We start from the raw sequence: 18,049 nt of genomic DNA on the forward strand, positions 1-18,049 counted from the left end.
CGGTCTTTGAGGCGCTCAAGGCCAAGGCGAAAGCAGAGGGATTGTGGAACTTCTTCATGCCCCCATCGGCGCATGACGACGCCTATTTCACCAGCCCCGGGCTCAGCAATCTCGACTATGCCCCGATCGCCGAATTGATGGGCCGCGTCTCGTTCGCGAGCGAGGTGTTCAACTGCATGGCGCCCGATACCGGCAATTTCGAGGTGCTCCATCGCTACGGCACGCCGGCACAGAAAGAGCGCTTCATGGTGCCGCTGCGCGACGGCGTCACGCGGTCGGCGTTCCTGATGACCGAACCCGCCGTGGCTTCGTCCGACGCGCGCAACATCCAGACCGAGATCCGGCGCGACGGCAGGCATTATGTGATCAACGGCCGCAAATGGTGGTCATCGGGCGCGGGCCACCCCAAATGCGATTTCTTCGTGCTGATGGGCAAGACCGACCCTGACGCACCCGCCTATAACCAGCAATCGATGATCCTGGTGCCGCGCGATACGCCCGGCGTCACCCTGGTCAGGCATCTGCCCGTCTTCGGCTACGACCACGCTCCCCACGGTCATTTCGAGGTTCTTCTGGAAGAAGTGCGCGTCCCTGCCGAGAACCTGCTGCTCGGCGAAGGACGGGGGTTCGAGATCGCACAGGGCCGGCTCGGCCCGGGCCGCATCCACCACACGATGCGCAACATCGCGACGATGGAGGTCGCGCTCGAGAAGATGTGCTGCCGGCTGGTCGACCGCCACGCCTTCGGCAAGTCGATCGCCGAGCATTCGGTGTGGGAGGAGCGGATCGCCCGCGCGCGGTGTGAGATCGAGATGGCGCGGCTGCTCTGCCTCAAGGCGGCGCACATGATGGACACGGTCGGCAACAAGGCCGCGCGCGCCGAGATCGCGATGATCAAGATCGCGGCGCCGCGCATGGCACAGCGGATCGTCGACGAAGCGATCCAGGCACATGGCGGCGGCGGCGTTTCGGACGATTTCGGGCTCGCCGAATTGTGGGCCAACACGCGCATCGTCCGTCTGACCGACGGGCCCGACGAAGTCCATGAACGCCAGCTCGCGCGGATGGAGCTCGACAAATATCGCACCGCAAGGATAGCGGCATGAGCGCGCCCGCCGCACAGATCGGCGCCACCGTCGCCGTGCCCCCGGGCAGCCAGTTCGATGAGGACCAACTTGCGCGCTACCTGCGCGGCACCATTCCAGGCCTCACCGGCGACATCGGAGTCCGCCAGTTCCAGGGCGGGCAGTCGAACCCGACCTTCCTGCTCGAAACCAATGCCGGCAAGCTGGTCCTGCGCCGCAAGCCGGCAGGCGTGCTGCTCGCGTCGGCGCATGCCGTCGATCGCGAATACCGCATCACGCGCGCGCTGTTCGACGCGGGCTTGCCGGTGCCCGAACCGCTGGTGTTGTGCGAGGACACCGACGTTATTGGCACGATGTTCTACGTCATGCGCCACGTGCCCGGCCGTGCTTTCTGGGACCCCAGGATGCCCGGCCTGTCGCGCGACGACCGCGCCGCGATCTACGATTCGGCGAACGCCGCGCTCGCGGCACTCCACAGCGTCGATTACGAGGCGATCGGGCTCCGCGATTACGGCAAGCCGGGCAATTATTTCGCTCGTCAGATCTCGCGCTGGTCACGCCAATACGACGCTTCGCGCACTCGCGACATTCCGGAAATGGACAAGCTGATCGCCTGGCTGCCCGGCGCGATCCCGGTGTTGCCCGAGCGCACGACGATCATTCACGGCGATTATTCGTTCCACAATCTGCTGGTCCACCCGACCGAGCCGCGCGTGGTGGCGGTGATTGATTGGGAGCTGTCAACGCTCGGCGATCCGCTCGGCGACCTCAGCTACCACATGATGGAATGGACCCGACCGGAAGGCGTCGATGTGCGCGGCACGCTGGCAGGCGCCGACCTCGACGCGCTCGGCATCCCCAGCCCCGCGGATTACGCCCGGCGCTATCGCGAGCGCACCGGGTTCGATGTTGACCCGACGCATCCCTTCTACATCGCGTTCAATCTGTTTCGCGTCGCCGCCATTCTCCAGGGGATCGCCGGACGCGCACGCGAGGGCGTGCAAACAGCGGCGAATGCCGGCGAAATCATCGAGCGCATCGACCCCCTGGCCAAGGCCGCGTGGCGTGCGGCCGAGCAAGCGGGCGCAAGCTGACATCACAACGAAATGACGTCGGCGAGACCGGGGCGATCACATAAAGGGAGAGGGAAATAACATGGACAAGCTATTCTGGAGTTCCGCGCTTGGCGCCCTTGCCACCGCCCTTGCGACGCCCGCCACCGCGCAGGAACAACCGGCGGCCGCTGGCGCCTCGGCCGCCGTGCCGCAAGCCGCGGCCGATACGGCAAAGGCTCAGGCTAACGATGCGGACGTCGTCGTGACTGCGCGGCGGCGTGCGGAGCGCCTGATCGACGTCCCCGTCGCGGCCACCGTCATCACGCCCGCGCAAATCCGACAGTACGACCTGACTTCGGTCGCCAATATCAAGATCCTAGCGCCGCAAGTATCGCTCGACCGCGGTTTCACGGGGTCGGGCACCTCGATCACGATGCGCGGCGTCAGCTCGGCCAGCCTCGACGCCGGTATCGAGCAATCGGTGCTGCTCGATTTCGACGGCATGGCGATGAGCCGCGGACGTATCCTCAACGATGCCCTGTTCGACATCGAGTCGGTCGACGTCCTCAAGGGGCCGCAGGCATTGTTCTTCGGCAAGAACTCCCCCGGTGGCGTGGTGTCGATCAAGTCGGCCGATCCGACGCGGACTTTTTCCGGCTTCGTCCGCGGCGGCTATGAATTCAACGCTGATACCGCCTCGATCGAGGCGGCGGTGTCGGGGCCGATCACCGACAAGCTCAGCGCCCGCCTCGCGCTCTTTGCGAGTCAGAGCCAGGGCTATATCCGCAACATGAACAACGGCGTCCCCGACCTGCTCCGCAGCGCCGCGACCGGAAGCATCTTCGTCCCCCCCGCGCAGAGCCGGCTCGGCGCCGAGAAGAAGCTCGCCGGGCGGTTCACGCTCAAATATGAGGACGGCAATTTCGACGCGACCTTCAAGATGCTCGTCAGTCGCTATCAAGGCCAGAGCCTGCAGAGCTTCGACGAAGTCATGGGCTGCCCTGTCGGCCGGGCGCGGCCGGGCGCGGGCGCGGCGCTGCTGGATCCGACGGGCGACTGCAAGCTCGACGACCGGTCGTCACAGGGCTGGCTGTCGCCAACCATCATCAACCTCTGGCCGCAGGTGAAGGCGCACGACAATGGCCGCCCCTTTTCCAGCGACGATACCTATCTGCCGACGCTGACGCTCAACTACACCGCCGGGAAGATCAAGCTGACCTCGGTCACCGGCTATTATGATTACGCCTATGTCAGCCAGGGCAATGCCGACGGCACGGCCTATTCGCAATTCTGGTCGTACAGCAACGAGAAGAACAAGAGCTTCTACGAGGAGGTCCGCGCCGTCACCTCATTCGACGGTATGTTCAACGTCGCGTTTGGTGGCCATTATGAACAGAACAAGCGGACCTTGTACGTCGGCGGCGCCAACGGTGCGTTGCTGCCCGATGCCACGACCGGCAAATTCCATGCCTATGATAACGAACAACACAACGAGAGCACGGCATTTTCGGGGTTCGGGCAATTGATCGTCAAATTCTCCGACACCCTCGAGCTTGCCGGCGGCGGGCGCTACACGTGGCAGAAGAACAAGATCAACAGCTTCAGCACCTTCGTGAACTCCAACGCGGTCGGAATCCTGCCGGTGGGCACGATTATCAATGGCGAAAAGAGCGCGGACAATTTCTCGCCCGAAGCGACGTTGAGTTGGCATCCGCATCGCAACGTGTTGATCTACGGCGCGTACAAGACGGGCTATCTGGCGGGCGGATATTCCAATCCGGGTATTCTCGCGTCGACCGCAACGAAAGATACGCTGAGTTTCAACGCGGAGAAGGTGCGCGGCTTCGAGCTGGGAACCAAGGCGTCGCTGTTTAACGGCAAGCTCACCACCACGCTCACCGCGTTCAGCTACAAATATACCGGGCTGCCGCTGACCTCGCTGCTCGTGCTGCCGAACGGAGCCCCCGTCTACGCGACCCAGAACGCGGCCAGCACGATCACCAGGGGAATCGAATTCGAGGCATCCTATCGTCCCGCGCGCAATACCACCTTGCGGACGACGGCCTCCTACAACGACGCCTATTTTCAGTCCTTCCCGATCGCCCAATGTTATGCCGGCCAGACCGTCGCGACGGGGTGCATCCCGGCCGCCGGATCGATACCGGCGCACCAGGATCTCTCGGGCAAGCCCGTCTATCGCGCGCCCGACTGGGTGGTGACGGCCGGGATCGTGCAGGGATTCGACCTGTCTTCGCAGTACCGCCTGACGCTCAACGCCGATCTGCGCTATACGTCGGGCTATTATACCGGGCTCAACCTCAACCCGGTGTCGTTCCAAAAGGGCTTCACCCTGTTCAACGCCGGGGCACGGATCGCGACCGCGGACGACCGTTGGGCGCTGTCGCTGATCGGCCGCAACCTCACCAACCGCCGCTACGGAACGCTCGGCGTCGACAAGCCGGGCGGCATAGGCGAAGTCTTCACCGTCGCCGGCGAGCCGCGAGCGGTGCTGCTGCAAGTCGAAACCAGGTTCTAGCGCATCGGAACGCTCCATGACTGATGAAGCGACAATCACGTGCGACCTGCTGGTCATCGGCGGTGGCATGGCGGGAATGTCCGCAGCCGGCTGGGCCGCGGCGCGCGGGGCGCGCGTGATCGTCGTCGAGAAAGCGGCAGCGTTGGGCGGATCGGCTTTGCTGTCGGGGGGCGTGTTCTGGACCGCGTCGTCGCGCGAGAAGATCGAACTGTACGGCGGGGGTGATCCGGCGCTCGCCGGTATCGTGTTCGACACCTATCCCGCGGCGGTTGCCTGGCTGCGTAGCCGCGGCATCCAGATGTCGCCCCGGATCGACGTGCTCCACGGCCAAGGGTATCAGATCGACATCCACGCCCATATCCGCGGCTGCGCGGACTTGGTCGAACAGCATGGCGGCTTCGTCATCCTCGAGACGGAAACCACCGCGTTGCTGCAGGACGAGGATGGCACGGTGACCGGGGCACGAACGCGGCACGTGGACGGCGAGGTGACCGTGCGGGCAGCCGCGACCTTGCTCGCGACCGGCGGATACCAGGCGTCCCCCGAATTGCGCGCGCGCTACATCCATCCCCAGGCCGAACGGATGCTGCTGCGCGCGAATCCGATCAGCGACGGCGCCGGGCTGCGTCTCGGCGCGGCGGCCGGCGGCGAGGTCGCGGGCACGAATGCCGGCTTTTACGGCCATCTCGTCAGCGAACCGCGGGTGTGGGATGACGAGCGGCTCTATGTCGCGCTGTCGCAATATCATTCGGAGCATGCCCTGCTGATCAACGAAGCGGGCGAGCGGTTCTGCGACGAAAGCTTTGGCGATCACGCCAATACCGCCCAGACGGTGCGGCAACCCGGCTCACGGGCGATCTGCTTCTGGGATTCGCGCGCGCATGCAGCATATGCCACTGTGCCGGTGGTCTCGGTCGGCATCCCGCTCGACAAGATGCAGGTCGCGATCGACAATGGCGGGAAGGGCGTGGTCGCCGGGACACTCGACGAAGTCGCAGCTTTCGCCGACGCGCATGGATTCGACGGCGCGGCGACCTGCGCGACGATTGCCGCGTTCAATCACCAGGCGCGGCATGGCTGGGAAGTGATGGATCCGCCGCGCACCGACGATTTCGCCGCGCTCGACAAGCCGCCTTTCTACGCACTGATCGTACATCCGGCGATCACCTTCACTTTCGGCGGACTGACGATCGATACCGGCGCGCGGGTGTTGCGCGCCGACGGCACGCCCGTCCCCGCGCTGTTCGCGGCGGGCAGCGACGCCGGCGGCGCTTTCGGCCGCGGCTATGCCGGAGGGCTGGCGCTCGCCGCGACCTTTGGGATCACCGCCGCGCGCTCGGCCGGCTGGGCCTGAGGAATCGCGATGACCATTCTTTCCGACATCGGTGTCCCGGCCGGATCCGCCCGCGAAGACGGCGTCCGCCGCCGCGCGCTGTTCGCGCTCTTCCTGATCTCGACCTTCAACTATATCGACCGGACGATCCTCTCGATCCTGCAGATCCCGATCAAGACCGACCTCGGCCTGTCGGACGGGCAGCTGGGCGCATTGACCGGGCTCTCCTTCGCGCTGTTCTACGCTACCTTGTCGCTGCCCGTCGCGCGACTCGCCGATCGCATGAGCCGGCGGCTCCTCGTCGCGGTCTCGCTGGCGATCTGGAGCGCGATGACCGGCCTGAGCGGCCTGGCGGCCGGCTTCGCGACACTCGTCTTTTTCCGGATCGGCGTCGCGATCGGGGAGTCGGGGAGCGTCCCGGCGAGCGTGTCGCTGATCGCCGATTATTATCCGCCTGACCGCCGCGCCACCGCCATGTCGACCTGGGGCCTGGCGCTGCCGGTCGGCCTGATGCTCGGCTACAGCGCGATCGGCTGGCTCGCCGGCGCGCTCGGATGGCGATGGTCGTTCGCCGTCGTCGGCGCGGTCGGGCTGGCGCTGGCGCCGATCGCGATGGCGCTGATCAAGGAGCCGCCGCGCGGCTGGTTCGAGCAGGGAAAGACGCAGACACCCAGCCTGTCCATCGCGGCGTCGCTGACCTTCCTGTGGCGCGAAAAGGCGTTCCGCTATGTCGTCCTGGGCGTGATGCTGCACGGTTTTGCGCAATATGCGATGATGACCTGGAACGCGCCGTTCTTCACCCGCAACCACGGCCTGTCGTTGCCGCAGGTCGCACTGCTGATGGCAATCCAGAGCGGCGCCGGCGGCGCCGTCGGCATGTTCCTGGGCGGCTACCTCGCCGACCGACTGGCGGTGCGCGACCAGCGCTGGCGCGTGTGGATGATGGCGCTGACGATCGGCGCGACGGTGCCCGTGTCGCTGGCGCAGTATCTGACGGCATCGACCGGGCTGTCGATCGCGATGGCGAGCGCCGCCGCACTCTTGATGATCGCTTATTACGGCCCCGTGCTGTCGGTCACGCAGTCGCTCGTGCCCTCGCACATGCGGGCGTTCAGCAACGCCGTGTTGCTTCTGATCTTCAACCTCTTCGGCCTCGGGTTGGGGCCCTGGTGCACCGGCATGGTGAGCGATCTCCTGATCCGGCATTTCGGCGCGGGCAATGACGGGCTGCGCTACGCCTTGTCGCTCTCGCTCGCCGCCTCGGCTGCAGGCTCGCTGGTCCTGTTCCGTGCCGCCCGGTTGTATCGGGTGGCAATGGCACGATCGGCCCAATCCTCATCCCCCATGCAAGGACCAGCATGATGTTCGACTTTTCTGGCAAGACCGCAGTCATCACCGGCGCGGGCAGCGGGATCGGCGCCGCTTTGGCCCGGCGCGCCGCGGCGGAGGGGATGAATGTCGTTCTGGCGGACATCCAGGAGCAGCAGGCCGAAGCGGTCGCCGCGACGATCGGCCGAGATCGGGCGCTCGCCATACGTTGCGACGTGACCGACGAAGCCAGCGTTATCGCGCTCGCCGACGCCGCTTATGCCCGGTTCGGAACGGTGGACCTCCTCTGCAACAATGCGGGGATCGTTCCCGGCGGGCGCCATCGCAAAGTCTGGGAATATGGTTTGGGCGACTGGCAATGGTCGCTCGGCGTCAACCTTTATGGCGTGGTTCATGGCATGCGCGTGTTCGTGCCGCGGATGATCGCCGCCGGCCGCCCCGGGCACATTCTCAACACCGCATCGGTCGCCGGCGTGGTCAGCGGGTCGGGATCGGCTTGCTACGGTGCCGCCAAGCATGCCGTTGTCCGTGCGACCGAGGCGCTCTACGCCGGATTGAAGGAGGTCGGCGCGCCGATCGGTGTAACGATGCTGTGCCCGGGTCTGGTCAAGACCGGCATCTACGATGCCGAGCGCCACCGCCCCGCCCAATTCGCCGATGGCGACGGCCCGGTGCGCGAATCCGCCGAGCTCGAGGCGATGCGCGAGGAGCTCTACCGCAACGCCACTACTGCCGAGCAAGCCGCCGACATGGCATTCGACGCGATCGCCGAGGATCGCTTCTACGCCTTCACCACGACGGCATTCGACCGCGCGATCCGGCAGCGCGCGGACGACATATTGGCGCGCGCCAATCCCAATTTCGACGACATCGTCGCAATGAGCCGCCGCGACGCGGGGCTCGATCGCGGGCCGCAGACGGCATGAGCCGGTTCACCGATCAAATCGTGCTGGTGACGGGCGCCGCGTCGGGTATCGGCATGGCTGCCGCCCGCCGTTTCGCGACCGAGGGCGCGCGCGTCTATCTCGTCGACCGCGACGGCGCGCGGCTGGCGGATGCCGTCGCGATGCTGCCCAGCCCCGGCCGGCATCACGCGACGGCGTGCGACGCGACCGACGAGGAAGCCTGGGCGATCCTGGCGGAGCGTATCGCCCGGGAAGCAGGCCGCCTCGACGTCCTCGTCAACAATGTCGGCATCGCGACCCTGACATCGATCGCCGACACCAGCTTGGCGACGTGGCGCGAAACGATGGCGATCAACCTCGACAGCGTGTTCCTCGGCACGCGCGCGATGCTGCCGCTCCTCGCGTCTTCCGGCCACGGGGCGATCGTCAACGTGTCTTCGATCCGCGGTATCATCGGCGCCGTCAATGCCGGCGCCTATTGCGCCTCGAAGGGCGGCGTGCGGATGTTCACCAAGGCGACCGCGCTCGAATGCGCGGCGCTCGGCAACGGCGTGCGCGCCAATTCGGTTCACCCCGGTATGATCGAGACACCGATGGCGGCCGCGGCCTTCGCCGATCCTGCAAAGGCAGCGGCCCGGCTCGCCCAGATACCGATCGGGCGGATCGGCCAGGCGGCGGAGATCGCCGACGCCATCCTCTTCCTCGCCGGAGCCGAATCGAGCTACATGACCGGCGCCGAACTGGTCATCGACGGCGGCACGATCATACAATGATGCCGGCCGGAGCGTCGCTTTTTCCGCTGTGACCAGCGGTGCGGAGTGGTCGATCGCGACCGACCTGCTGGTTGTGCAAACCGGGCGCTCGACCGCCGGGCCGGGACCGGCCGTCTTCTCGGACCGCGGGTTGGAGGTTCACACGATCGGCGATTGCATCGCGCCGCGGCGCCTGTCGCAAGCCTTGTTCGAAGCGCACCGGCTGGCGACGCAACTCTGAGCTTCAATCCGCCGCGACGATCAGCGTCCCGACGTTCCGGCCCGAGAACAGGTCGACGAACGCCGCCGGGATCGCCTCGAAACCCTGACGCCGATCGACCCGCATCGCGAGCATTCCGTCGTCGATCCAGCTACCTAGCGCCGCGCGTGCCTCATCAGCGCGATCGACGAAATCGCCGACGACGAAACCTTCCATCCGGATTCGCCGATAGACCAGTTTCATCATGTCGCTCGGCCCCCGCGCCGGCGCATCGCCGTCATAGGCCGCGATCTGGCCGCACAGCACGATCCGTCCGTGTGCCGCCATCCGGTCGACCGCGGCATCGAGGATCGCCCCGCCCACATTGTCGAAGAACAGGTCGATCCCGTCCGGGCACGTTTCAGCAAGGCGCGCCGCGACATCCTCACGCCGATAGTCGATTGTGGCGTCGACGCCGCACGCGTCGCGCAACCACGCGCATTTATCCGCGCCGCCGGCAATCGCGACGACGCGCGCGCCGAGGATACGCGCGATCTGGCAAGCGACCGACCCGACCGATCCTGCCGCGCCCGAGACCAGTACGACGTCGCCGGCAGCGACGCGCCCGATCTCGGTCATGCCGAAATAAGCGGTCAGGCTGTTGAGCGAGAGCGGCCCCAGCGCCTGCGTGAAATCCATCTTCGCCGGCAGCCGGAACGGTGGCACGGCCGCCGTTCCGGGCGCGATCACGCTCCACTCCTCCCAGCGCGCCATTGCGATCAGGCGATCGCCCGCTCGCCAATCGGGGTGGCGTGAGGCAACGACCTCGCAACCCGCCATGCCCGCGATCGCCTCGCCGATCGGGATCGATCCGCGATCGCTGCGTCCGGGCGGATTGAGCCAGTTGCGGATCGTCGGCGCGATCGCGAACACGCGATTGCGCACCAGCAATTCACCGCTCCGCAGTGTCGGCGCGTCGAACGGCTCCTCGATCAGCGCGAAGTCTTCGATCGCGACCCGCCCCATCGGCCGCCGCGCGAGCGTCCAGCGGCGATTGACCGTCATGCCGCGAGCCTCTCCCGCGCTTCGCCCGCGCCACCGAACAAGCGCGCGAGTACCATGATCCGCCGCAGGCCGCGCCCGACCGGCAATTCGTTGGTGACGCCGATCCCGCCATGCAGCTGGACCGCTTCTTCGGCCAGGACTTGCGCCGCATGGGCGACATAGGCCTTGGCCGACCGCGCGGCGCGGACGAATCCGGCGTCGTCGCGTCCCACGGCCGCCGCCTTGATCGTCAGCGACCGCGCCTGTTCGAGCGCGACGAACATGCGCGCGAGCTTGTGCTGGACTGCCTGGAACGTCCCGATCGCGGCGCCGAATTGCCGCCGCGTCGCGACATAGTCGACGGTCTGCGCATAAAGCAGCGCCATCGCGCCGGTCATCTCTGCGGCATGCGTCAGGTCGATCATCGCGAGCGCCGTTTCGGCGGCACCGGGCGGCAGCGCGGTTCGCGCCGCTTCGCAATCGATCAACGTGATGCAGGCGGCCGGCGTCCCGTCGGCGAGCCGCCGCGGCGTCAGCGCGGCGCCATCCGTATCGAGCGCCACGACATAAGCCGCGCTATCCCCCAAGACGACAAGCGCCGACGCCCGCGGCGCCCACCGCACGAACGCAAACTTGCCCGATACCCTGCCGGCTTCCTCGCGCAGCGCCCCCACCGCCAGCGCCAGGACCGCCTCGCCCGCCATGGCCGGCGCGACGAAGCGTTCGACGAGCATGTCGTTGCCATAGCGCGCCACGATGTCGGCCGCGCCGATCACGCCCTCACCCAGCGGCGTGATCGCCAGCCCCCTGCCCAGCGCCTCGGCGACGATCATCGCGTCATCCGGGCCGCCGCCCATACCACCGGCGCGCTCGGGCAACAGGAAGCGGAACAACCCAAGCTCGGCCATCGCGCGCCAGTCCGCCGCCGGCATCGGCGCGGCGCCGATCACCGCCGCCTCACCACGATCGGCGAGGAACCGCGCGACCGTCTCGCGCAGCATCGCCTGTTCCTCGCTCGGCTCCAGCCGCATGTCAGACCCGCTCGACGATGGTGACGTCGTCGATCGCCGCCGGATCGACCCCGGTCTCCGCGACGATCGCGTCGAGCACGCGCGCGCCGAGGTCGGCGGGGTGAATATCGGAGAGCTGCCCGTTGCGGCGGCCGCCGGCGGTGCGTCGGGCGGAAACGATATAGGCGTCGGCCACGAAGGCGATCCTTTCGCGAAAGTCAGGGCGCGGCCGGAGCGGCGCGCGCGATCAGGTTGAGCTGGATCTCGCTCGTTCCGCCGAAAATCGACCAGGCACGGGCGTTGAGATAGCGGGCGGCAGCCAGCCCCGCCTCGGGCGGGCCGACCAGCGGCGGCGCATCATCCGCATGGAACGGGCGCTGGGCGGGCAGCTGGAGTCCGGCGAGGCCGAACACGTCGACCGCCAGCGTCTCGATCCCCTGGCGGATTTCCGACGCGACCAGCTTGATCGCGAGGCTGCGCGGTGCGGGTGGCTGACCCTCCTCGATTTCCAGCAGCGTCCGCAATTCGGTCATTTCGAGCGCCTCGGCCTCGAGCCGGAGGCGCGTCGCGCGATCGGCAAGCAGCGCTCCGAGCGGTGAAGCCGCGGCGACCAGTCGATCGAGATCGGCGAGCAATTGCGGGGCATAACCCGTGCCGCCGCGTTCGTTCTCAAGCAGGAACTTGGCGATGCCCCAGCCCTCGCCCTCCGCGCCGATGCGGTTGGCGACCGGCACGCGAACCTCGTCCAGGAACACTTGGTTGAGCTCATGATCGCCCGACGCACTCAGGATGGGGCGCACGGTGACGCCGGGCGAGGCCATGTCGATCAACAGGAACGAGATTCCCGCCTGCGGCTTGACCGCCGGGTCGGTGCGCACCAGCGCGAACAGCCAATTGGCGAACTGCGCCTGGGTGGTCCAGATCTTCTGTCCGGTCACGACATATTCGTTGCCGTCGCGCACCGCACGGGTACGCAGGCTGGCGAGGTCGGAGCCCGAGCCGGGCTCCGAGAAGCCTTGCGCCCAGACATGCTCGCCCGAACGCAGCGCCGGCAGGAAGCGTTGCTGCTGCTCGGGCGTGCCATAGGTGTAGAGGACCGGCCCGACCAGCTTCAGCCCCATGCCGGGCAGGATCGGCGCCCCCGCCCGTGCGCATTCGGTCTCGAAAATCCAGCGCTCGACCGCGCCCCAACCTGGGCCGCCCGCGCTCGCCGGCCAGAAATAGGTCAGCCAGCCCTTGGCCTCGAGCGCGCCCTGCCACGCCCGATATACGTCGGGCTCGGCGAAGACGCCCGAGGTCAGCGCCGCACCGCGCCGCATCGCGGGGGTGAGCGCAGTGTCGAGGAAGCCGCGCACCTCTTCCCGGAAGGCACGTTGTTCGGGCGAAAGCACGAGGTCCATCAGGCCCGCTCTACGATCGCTACGGCCGAGACGCCGGGCGCGCCGTATACGTGGCTGTAGCCGATCCGCGGATCGCCGGTCACTTGCCGCGCGCCCGCCTGCCCGGTCAGCTGGACGTAATTTTCATACACCTGGCGCAACCCGGAGGCGCCGATCGGCTCGCCGCAGGCAAGGCAGCCGCCGTCGGTGTTGATCGGCAGAATTCCGTCGATCCGGGTGCGACCTTCGGCGATCCAGGCTTGCTGCTCGCCGTCGGCGCAGAAGCCATTTTCGGCCATGTGCATGATCTCGGCGCCGCTCTCGGTATCCTGAAGCTGTGCGAGGTCCACGTCCTCGGGTCCAACCCCGGCCATCTCATAGGCGGCGCGCGACGCGATGCTGGTCGGCGAGAGGCCACGGGCGATGTCGAGCGCGGGCGAAAAGACCTCGAACGACCCCGGCGGGCGGCTGCGCACCGCCACCGCACGCAGGCGGACGGCGGGCAGGCCGAGCGATTTCGCCTTCGCCTCGCTGGCAAGGATCAGCGCGACCGCGCCCTCGGCGGGCGAGCAGAACATGAACTTGGTCAGTGGGTCGCTGACCATCGTCGAAGACAGGATCGTCTCGGCATCGACCGGTTCGCGCCGCCAGGCATGACCGGCGAGCGCGCCGTTGGCGAAGGCCTTTTCGGCGACCGCCGCCAGCGTGCGGTTAGTGATGCCGTGCATCGCCATGTAGCGCTGGATCTTCATGGCGAAGAATTGCGTGGTCAGCATCAGCCCGGTCTCGCCATACCAGTCGGGCAGCCCCCATTCAGCGGGCTTGGGGTCGAAGGCGCCACGCGGGTGCTTGTCGAAGCCGACCGCAATGCCGAGGTCGAACTCGCCGGACTTGATCGTCGAGTAAGCGCCGAACATCGCCGACCCTCCGGTCGCGCAGCCATTGGCAACGTTGATGAACGGCAGTCCGGTCAACCCGAGCTCGGACACCATCGTGTCGGCCTTGCCGGCGGCGTCCGATCCGCCGTAAGCGAATTGGATGTCGCGCCAGTCCAGCCCGGCGCGGCCGAGCGCCTGGCGCACCGCGAACACACCCTGCTGCAGCCCGGTACGTTCCTGCGTGCGCCCGAACGGGTGGATGCCGGCACCGACGATATAGACATCGCTCACGCCGCTTTCTCCGTGATCGGGGCGAACGCGAACGTCGTCCGCCGCTCGCCGCTTTCCAGCATGAAGGGTTCGGCGACGAGCCGCATCTTCATGTCGATCGCGAAGCCATCGAGCGGCGCGCCAGTAAGCCGCCCCTCGACGATAATTGCGTCGCCGAGCGCGACATAGCCCACGGCATAAGGCGCGAATGCCTCAGGCCCCGCATAAGGCGGCGATTTGGGGCGGAAGCGCTGAACCGTCCACGACCAGAGCCGGCCTTCGCGCGGCAAGAGGACGGATTCGTATCGCCCGGGATCGGCATCTCCCGGCGCCGGGAACACCAGTCGGCCACTCTCGCGCTCGCGGGCCGCCAACAGCGTCAGGGCGCCGTCCGCGTCGACATGCAGCAACCGATCGTCGATCGGCGGTGCCAGATCAGGCATATCCGTCCTCCTGCCCCAAAACCTAGTCGGGCAGGTCGAACAACGCCTCTGTCCAATGGGTCAGCGAGGGATCTCGGCTAGGGTCTAGCGCAAGGTACCGAGGAAGCCGAGCTGCGCGGCCTTGAACAAGGCTTGATCGCGGTTGACCGCGTCGAGCTTCTGCGCCGCCGAACGGATGTGGAAGCGTATCGTGGTACGCTTGAGATTGACGATCATCGCGATCTCGTCGTTGGTCTTGCCCGCCGCCGCCCAGCGCAGGCATTCGACCTCGCGCTTGGTCAGCATGACCCGCGCGATGCTGGCCGCGCGCCGCTCGGTGACCTTGACGTAGCTTGCGACGAAGATCCGCGCGAGCAGCGCCAGCGCCTCGCCGACCGCCTCGAACGGGGCTGAAAGATCGTCGACCGCGGGATCGGGCGACAGAAAACTCGCCGCCGCGATCTGCCCGAACGGCAGATGGATCGGCGCGACGATCGCCGCGCTGGTCAGCGCGCGCTCGCGAAAGTTGGTAAGGTCGAGCCCGGCAAGCAGCGCGTTGGGCGTGCGCGTGCGGATACCTTCGGCATTGCACCAGAACGGCTCGCTCTCGAACCGGCACGCCATCGGCAGCGGTGAGGTTAGCGCCAGCTGCGGAAAGCGCCACCAGCGCGAATCCTCGCCCGAAAAACCAAAGACCTCGCCGGCCAGGATCACGCCGTCGGCATCCTTCATCGGCTCGGCCGCGGCGATATTGTCGGTGACCGCTACTTTCAGGCCGGCCAGACCGTGCACCGCGTCGCGCAACGCTTCCGCGGCCAGCCGGATTTCCGCCAGCGATCGGACACGCACCGCGGTCAGCATGTCCTCGTCGACGTGCATCGCGTCCTATCCCGCCTTCAGGCCGTCGAAGAATGGACCGCACAACGCATCGGCGACCTCTTCGGGCGTGCGCGTTTTCGCCATCGGGGGATACCATTTGTATGCCCAGTTGCACATGCCGAGGAAACCGTAGGTGGTGATCACCGGGTCGACCGCGCGAAACCGGCCGCTCTCGACGCCTTCGATGATGAGCGCCTTGACCCTGTCGAAATAGTCGCGGCGGCGGGTACGGATCGCCTCGCGCATCTTGCCTTCGAGGTCGCCGTAATTGTCCATGAAGGCGCGGACATAGCCGGGGTGCGTGGCGATCTGGCCGAGGATGTCGACGCATGCCGAGCGCAGGGAGTCGACCGGATCGGTGCCCGCGCCGTGTTTCAGTCCGTCCAGCAGCGCAGAAATGTGCGTCTCGTGAATCGCGTAGAGGATCGACAGCTTGCTGGGAAAATAGTGATAGAGAGTCGGCTTTCCCAACCCGACCTCGTCGGCAAGCATCTGCATCGACGTGTTGTGAAAACCGACCTTGTCGAACAGCGTGGCGCAATGCTGGATGATTTCGATGCGCTTTTCGTCATGCGCTTCGGTGGTCCGATGTTTTCGCGCTGGCTTGGCGCCCATCGATCATCCTTTCTCTGTTATTTCGAGAACCTGCCCCGGCACGTTCGCGAACTCAAGACAGGGGAGCATTGCTCATTTCGTCCCGGCATCCATCGCCGTCGCGCCGACCCCCCAGGCCGACAGGCCGGCGACCGGCACCGCGCACAACACCGCCTCGGCAACTTCGGTCTCGGTCGCACCCGCGCGCCGCGCACCGTCCATATGCACTGACGCCCAGTTGCTGTAATCCGCCGCCAGCACCGTCACCAACAACAGCTCAGCATGGCGCGGCGCGAGTGCGGTGCCTGACAGCGTTCCCTCCCGCATCAGATAATAAGCATCGCCCCCGACCGGCACGAGATCGAGCAACTTGCCGAGCGACGGCGGCATCGTTTTGAAATAAGCGAGGAAATTCCGCTCCGCCTCGCCCGGCGCGACAACCAGCTCACGCTCATCGGCCTCGATCCGGGCACTGTCGGGATAGACGCGCGCGTAGATCGATTCGAAGCGTAGTGCGGCGCCCTCGCCACGCGAACTCGCGAGGATCGCCACGGCGCATCCGGCAAGCTCGACGTCGAGCCCCGCTGCTGCCGCGGCGCGCAGCTCGCGCTCGGCCATGTCGGGATAGCCCTTCACGCACGCCGCCGCCGCGACAAACAGATGTTTGAGCGTTTTCGGCAAGGCGCCGTCGTTCTCGATCACCGACCGGAAGCGGCGATACCCCGCCAAGGTCTTTGGCGCGTAGGCGCGAACACGCCCCACAGCGCTGAGTGCTACCGCAGCTGCGGTCATTGCGCGCCTCTCCTTTTTGCTAGACCAACCGGTCGGACGGTTATGCTAACGGCAGGATCGCGAACACGTCAACGGACGGTTTGGTCAGCGTGATGAGGACCAGGAAAGGCGGCTTTTAGATGGACGATCTAACCGGCAAGGTCGCGCTGGTGACCGGCGCGGCATCGGGAATCGGGCTCGCGACCGCGCGCCGCTTCGCCGCGGCGGACGCAGCCCTCATCCTGGTCGACCGCAATGCCGGACGGCTGGCCGCGGCAGTCGAGTCGCTCGGTGCCGGCCGGCATCGCGGCGTCACGATGGATGTCACCGACGAAGCTGCGTGGACGAAATTGGCCGATGAGATCGACCGGGACGCCGGACGCCTCGATATCCTGGTCAACAACGCGGGATTCGGCGTGTTCCGCTCGATCGCGGACACCTCGCTCGACCATTGGCGCGCGATCATGGCGGTCAATCTCGACAGCGTGTTTCTCGCGACGAAACACCTGCTACCGCTCCTGGCACGATCGGGGAGCGGCGCGATCGTCAATATGTCGTCGATCCGCGGCATCGCCGCCGCCGCCAATACCGGTAGCTATTGCGCGGCGAAGGGCGCGGTACGAATGTTCACCAAGGCGACCGCGCTCGAATGCGCGGCTTTGGGCAATGGCGTCCGCGCCAATTCGGTCCATCCGGGCCATATCGCCACGCCGCTCAGCGCCGGCGTTCACGCCGACCCCGCAATCGCCGCTCGCTTGCTCGCCGACATACCGGTCGGTCGGATCGGCACCCCCGACGAGATCGCCGACGCCATCCTGTTCCTCGCAAGCGATGCGTCGAAATACATGACCGGGGCCGAGCTCGTCATCGACGGCGGCTCGACCGCGCAATAACCAAGCGACCGTGATTAGCTATTTTGAGTGGCGCCCAAGAACGCAACAACCCCCGCCGTGGGTACGGCGGGGGTAGTTATGGGATCGATGGTTGCGGGGACAGGATTTGAACCTGTGACCTTCAGGTTATGAGCCTGACGAGCTACCGGGCTGCTCCACCCCGCGTCACCGAATGGGGTCTTGAAGACCCTGTGTCCTTGGCCTGAGGCAGAGACGCGAACGCCTCCGTCGGAGCGGAGGCGTCATGCGCCCACGCGGGGGCCTTGGAATGTGAATGGGTTTACCGTGCTCTTCTTCGCGATTGCTCACCGGCTGCAATGCCTGGCGACGACCTACTCTTCCATCGCTTAGGCGATAGTACCATCGGCGCAGTCGGGTTTCACGTCCGAGTTCGGGATGGGATCGGGTGGGACACCGACGCTATGGCCACCAGGCAATGAAGCAGGTGAGCGTTCGTGAGAAGGTTTGGGTATTAAAATCGATGCACTGGCTGGATGATCATCCACCGCCATGTGCAGCCCAGGGCTGACATTGATGGTGGGACTCTCAAGCGCGACTAGGACAATTAGTATCGGTTAGCTCCACGCGTTACCGCGCTTCCACATCCGATCTATCAAGGTGATGGTCTTTCACCGTCCTAAGAAATCTTATCTCGAGGGAGGCTTCCCGCTTAGATGCTTTCAGCGGTTATCCCGTCCGTACATAGCTACCCTGC

General features: G+C 66.4%; 18 protein-coding genes, 1 tRNA gene and 2 rRNA genes. 9 read left to right on the forward strand and 12 right to left on the reverse strand.

Annotated elements, in window-relative coordinates; all coding sequences use genetic code 11:
• The 8 genes from BGN95_RS13795 to BGN95_RS13830 all read left to right on the forward strand — a co-directional run.
• Nucleotides 1-1,106: acyl-CoA dehydrogenase family protein (locus BGN95_RS13795; RefSeq protein WP_286772962.1), on the forward strand; the 1,106-nt coding region annotated here is incomplete at its 5' end.
• A complete protein-coding gene (locus BGN95_RS13800) occupies nucleotides 1,103-2,179 on the forward strand; it encodes a phosphotransferase family protein (protein ID WP_265314343.1) in 1,077 nt (358 codons plus the stop codon). The genes BGN95_RS13795 and BGN95_RS13800, both read left to right, overlap by 4 nt.
• Before the next feature lie 61 nt (nucleotides 2,180-2,240).
• Nucleotides 2,241-4,676 (forward strand): TonB-dependent receptor, encoded by a 2,436-nt coding sequence (locus BGN95_RS13805; protein ID WP_286772963.1) that lies wholly within the window; start codon nucleotides 2,241-2,243, stop codon nucleotides 4,674-4,676.
• A gap of 16 nt (nucleotides 4,677-4,692) precedes the next feature.
• Nucleotides 4,693-6,030, forward strand: a complete 1,338-nt coding sequence (locus tag BGN95_RS13810) for an FAD-dependent oxidoreductase (RefSeq protein ID WP_286772964.1) — start codon at nucleotides 4,693-4,695, stop codon at nucleotides 6,028-6,030.
• Nucleotides 6,031-6,039: 9 nt separating this feature from the next.
• Complete coding sequence (locus BGN95_RS13815) at nucleotides 6,040-7,371, forward strand: spinster family MFS transporter (protein ID WP_286772965.1); 1,332 nt, start codon at nucleotides 6,040-6,042, stop codon at nucleotides 7,369-7,371.
• Nucleotides 7,371-8,264 (forward strand): SDR family NAD(P)-dependent oxidoreductase, encoded by an 894-nt coding sequence (locus BGN95_RS13820; RefSeq protein ID WP_286772966.1) that lies wholly within the window; start codon nucleotides 7,371-7,373, stop codon nucleotides 8,262-8,264. The genes BGN95_RS13815 and BGN95_RS13820 overlap by 1 nt, the downstream gene beginning before the upstream one ends.
• The gene (locus BGN95_RS13825) at nucleotides 8,261-9,016 is read left to right on the forward strand and encodes an SDR family NAD(P)-dependent oxidoreductase (protein WP_286772967.1); all 756 of its coding nucleotides are present in this window, start codon (nucleotides 8,261-8,263) and stop codon (nucleotides 9,014-9,016) included. The genes BGN95_RS13820 and BGN95_RS13825 overlap by 4 nt, the downstream gene beginning before the upstream one ends.
• Nucleotides 9,017-9,044: 28 nt before the next feature.
• Nucleotides 9,045-9,236, forward strand: coding sequence for a hypothetical protein (locus BGN95_RS13830; RefSeq protein WP_286772968.1), 192 nt, complete (start codon nucleotides 9,045-9,047; stop codon nucleotides 9,234-9,236).
• Nucleotides 9,237-9,239: 3 nt separating this feature from the next.
• Here the strand turns inward: BGN95_RS13830 and BGN95_RS13835 are convergent, their stop codons facing one another.
• From BGN95_RS13835 to BGN95_RS13875, 9 genes are all read right to left on the reverse strand, one after another.
• Complete coding sequence (locus tag BGN95_RS13835) at nucleotides 9,240-10,259, reverse strand: NADP-dependent oxidoreductase (protein ID WP_286772969.1); 1,020 nt, start codon at nucleotides 10,257-10,259, stop codon at nucleotides 9,240-9,242.
• Nucleotides 10,256-11,269, reverse strand: coding sequence for an acyl-CoA dehydrogenase family protein (locus BGN95_RS13840; RefSeq protein WP_286772970.1), 1,014 nt, complete (start codon nucleotides 11,267-11,269; stop codon nucleotides 10,256-10,258). The genes BGN95_RS13835 and BGN95_RS13840 overlap by 4 nt, the downstream gene beginning before the upstream one ends.
• 1 nt (nucleotide 11,270) lies before the next feature.
• The gene (locus BGN95_RS13845; protein ID WP_502688293.1) at nucleotides 11,271-11,444 is read right to left on the reverse strand and encodes a thiolase family protein; all 174 of its coding nucleotides are present in this window, start codon (nucleotides 11,442-11,444) and stop codon (nucleotides 11,271-11,273) included.
• 22 nt (nucleotides 11,445-11,466) lie between these two features.
• Nucleotides 11,467-12,648 carry an acyl-CoA dehydrogenase family protein gene (locus tag BGN95_RS13850; protein WP_286772971.1) on the reverse strand — a complete coding sequence of 394 codons (1,182 nt, stop codon included), beginning with the start codon at nucleotides 12,646-12,648 and terminating at the stop codon, nucleotides 11,467-11,469.
• On the reverse strand, nucleotides 12,648-13,796 hold the full coding sequence (locus tag BGN95_RS13855) for a thiolase family protein (RefSeq protein WP_286772972.1): 1,149 nt from the start codon (nucleotides 13,794-13,796) through the stop codon (nucleotides 12,648-12,650). The genes BGN95_RS13850 and BGN95_RS13855 overlap by 1 nt, the downstream gene beginning before the upstream one ends.
• Nucleotides 13,793-14,218, reverse strand: a complete 426-nt coding sequence (locus tag BGN95_RS13860; protein WP_286772973.1) for a Zn-ribbon domain-containing OB-fold protein — start codon at nucleotides 14,216-14,218, stop codon at nucleotides 13,793-13,795. The genes BGN95_RS13855 and BGN95_RS13860 overlap by 4 nt, the downstream gene beginning before the upstream one ends.
• A gap of 84 nt (nucleotides 14,219-14,302) precedes the next feature.
• Entirely contained in the window at nucleotides 14,303-15,076 is a 774-nt protein-coding gene (locus BGN95_RS13865; RefSeq protein ID WP_432423354.1) for a helix-turn-helix transcriptional regulator, read from the reverse strand.
• A 6-nt stretch (nucleotides 15,077-15,082) separates the two neighbouring features.
• Nucleotides 15,083-15,691, reverse strand: a complete 609-nt coding sequence (locus tag BGN95_RS13870; RefSeq protein WP_265314358.1) for a TetR/AcrR family transcriptional regulator — start codon at nucleotides 15,689-15,691, stop codon at nucleotides 15,083-15,085.
• A 72-nt stretch (nucleotides 15,692-15,763) separates the two neighbouring features.
• The gene (locus BGN95_RS13875; RefSeq protein ID WP_286772974.1) at nucleotides 15,764-16,462 is read right to left on the reverse strand and encodes a carboxymuconolactone decarboxylase family protein; all 699 of its coding nucleotides are present in this window, start codon (nucleotides 16,460-16,462) and stop codon (nucleotides 15,764-15,766) included.
• A gap of 119 nt (nucleotides 16,463-16,581) precedes the next feature.
• Between BGN95_RS13875 and BGN95_RS13880 the strand changes: the two genes are divergently transcribed.
• Complete coding sequence (locus BGN95_RS13880; protein WP_286772975.1) at nucleotides 16,582-17,334, forward strand: SDR family NAD(P)-dependent oxidoreductase; 753 nt, start codon at nucleotides 16,582-16,584, stop codon at nucleotides 17,332-17,334.
• Between the two features lie 88 nt (nucleotides 17,335-17,422).
• Here the strand turns inward: BGN95_RS13880 and BGN95_RS13885 are convergent.
• The 3 genes from BGN95_RS13885 to BGN95_RS13895 form a co-directional block, all read right to left on the reverse strand.
• Nucleotides 17,423-17,499 (reverse strand) — tRNA-Met (locus tag BGN95_RS13885).
• Nucleotides 17,500-17,653: 154 nt separating this feature from the next.
• Nucleotides 17,654-17,768: ribosomal RNA gene (gene rrf, locus BGN95_RS13890) — 5S ribosomal RNA — on the reverse strand.
• Between the two features lie 112 nt (nucleotides 17,769-17,880).
• Nucleotides 17,881-18,049: ribosomal RNA gene (locus BGN95_RS13895) — 23S ribosomal RNA — on the reverse strand; the annotation flags it as partial.

The organism is Sphingomonas sp. 66-10, assembly GCF_001897045.1.
Classification (GTDB): domain Bacteria; phylum Pseudomonadota; class Alphaproteobacteria; order Sphingomonadales; family Sphingomonadaceae; genus Sphingomonas; species Sphingomonas lycopersici.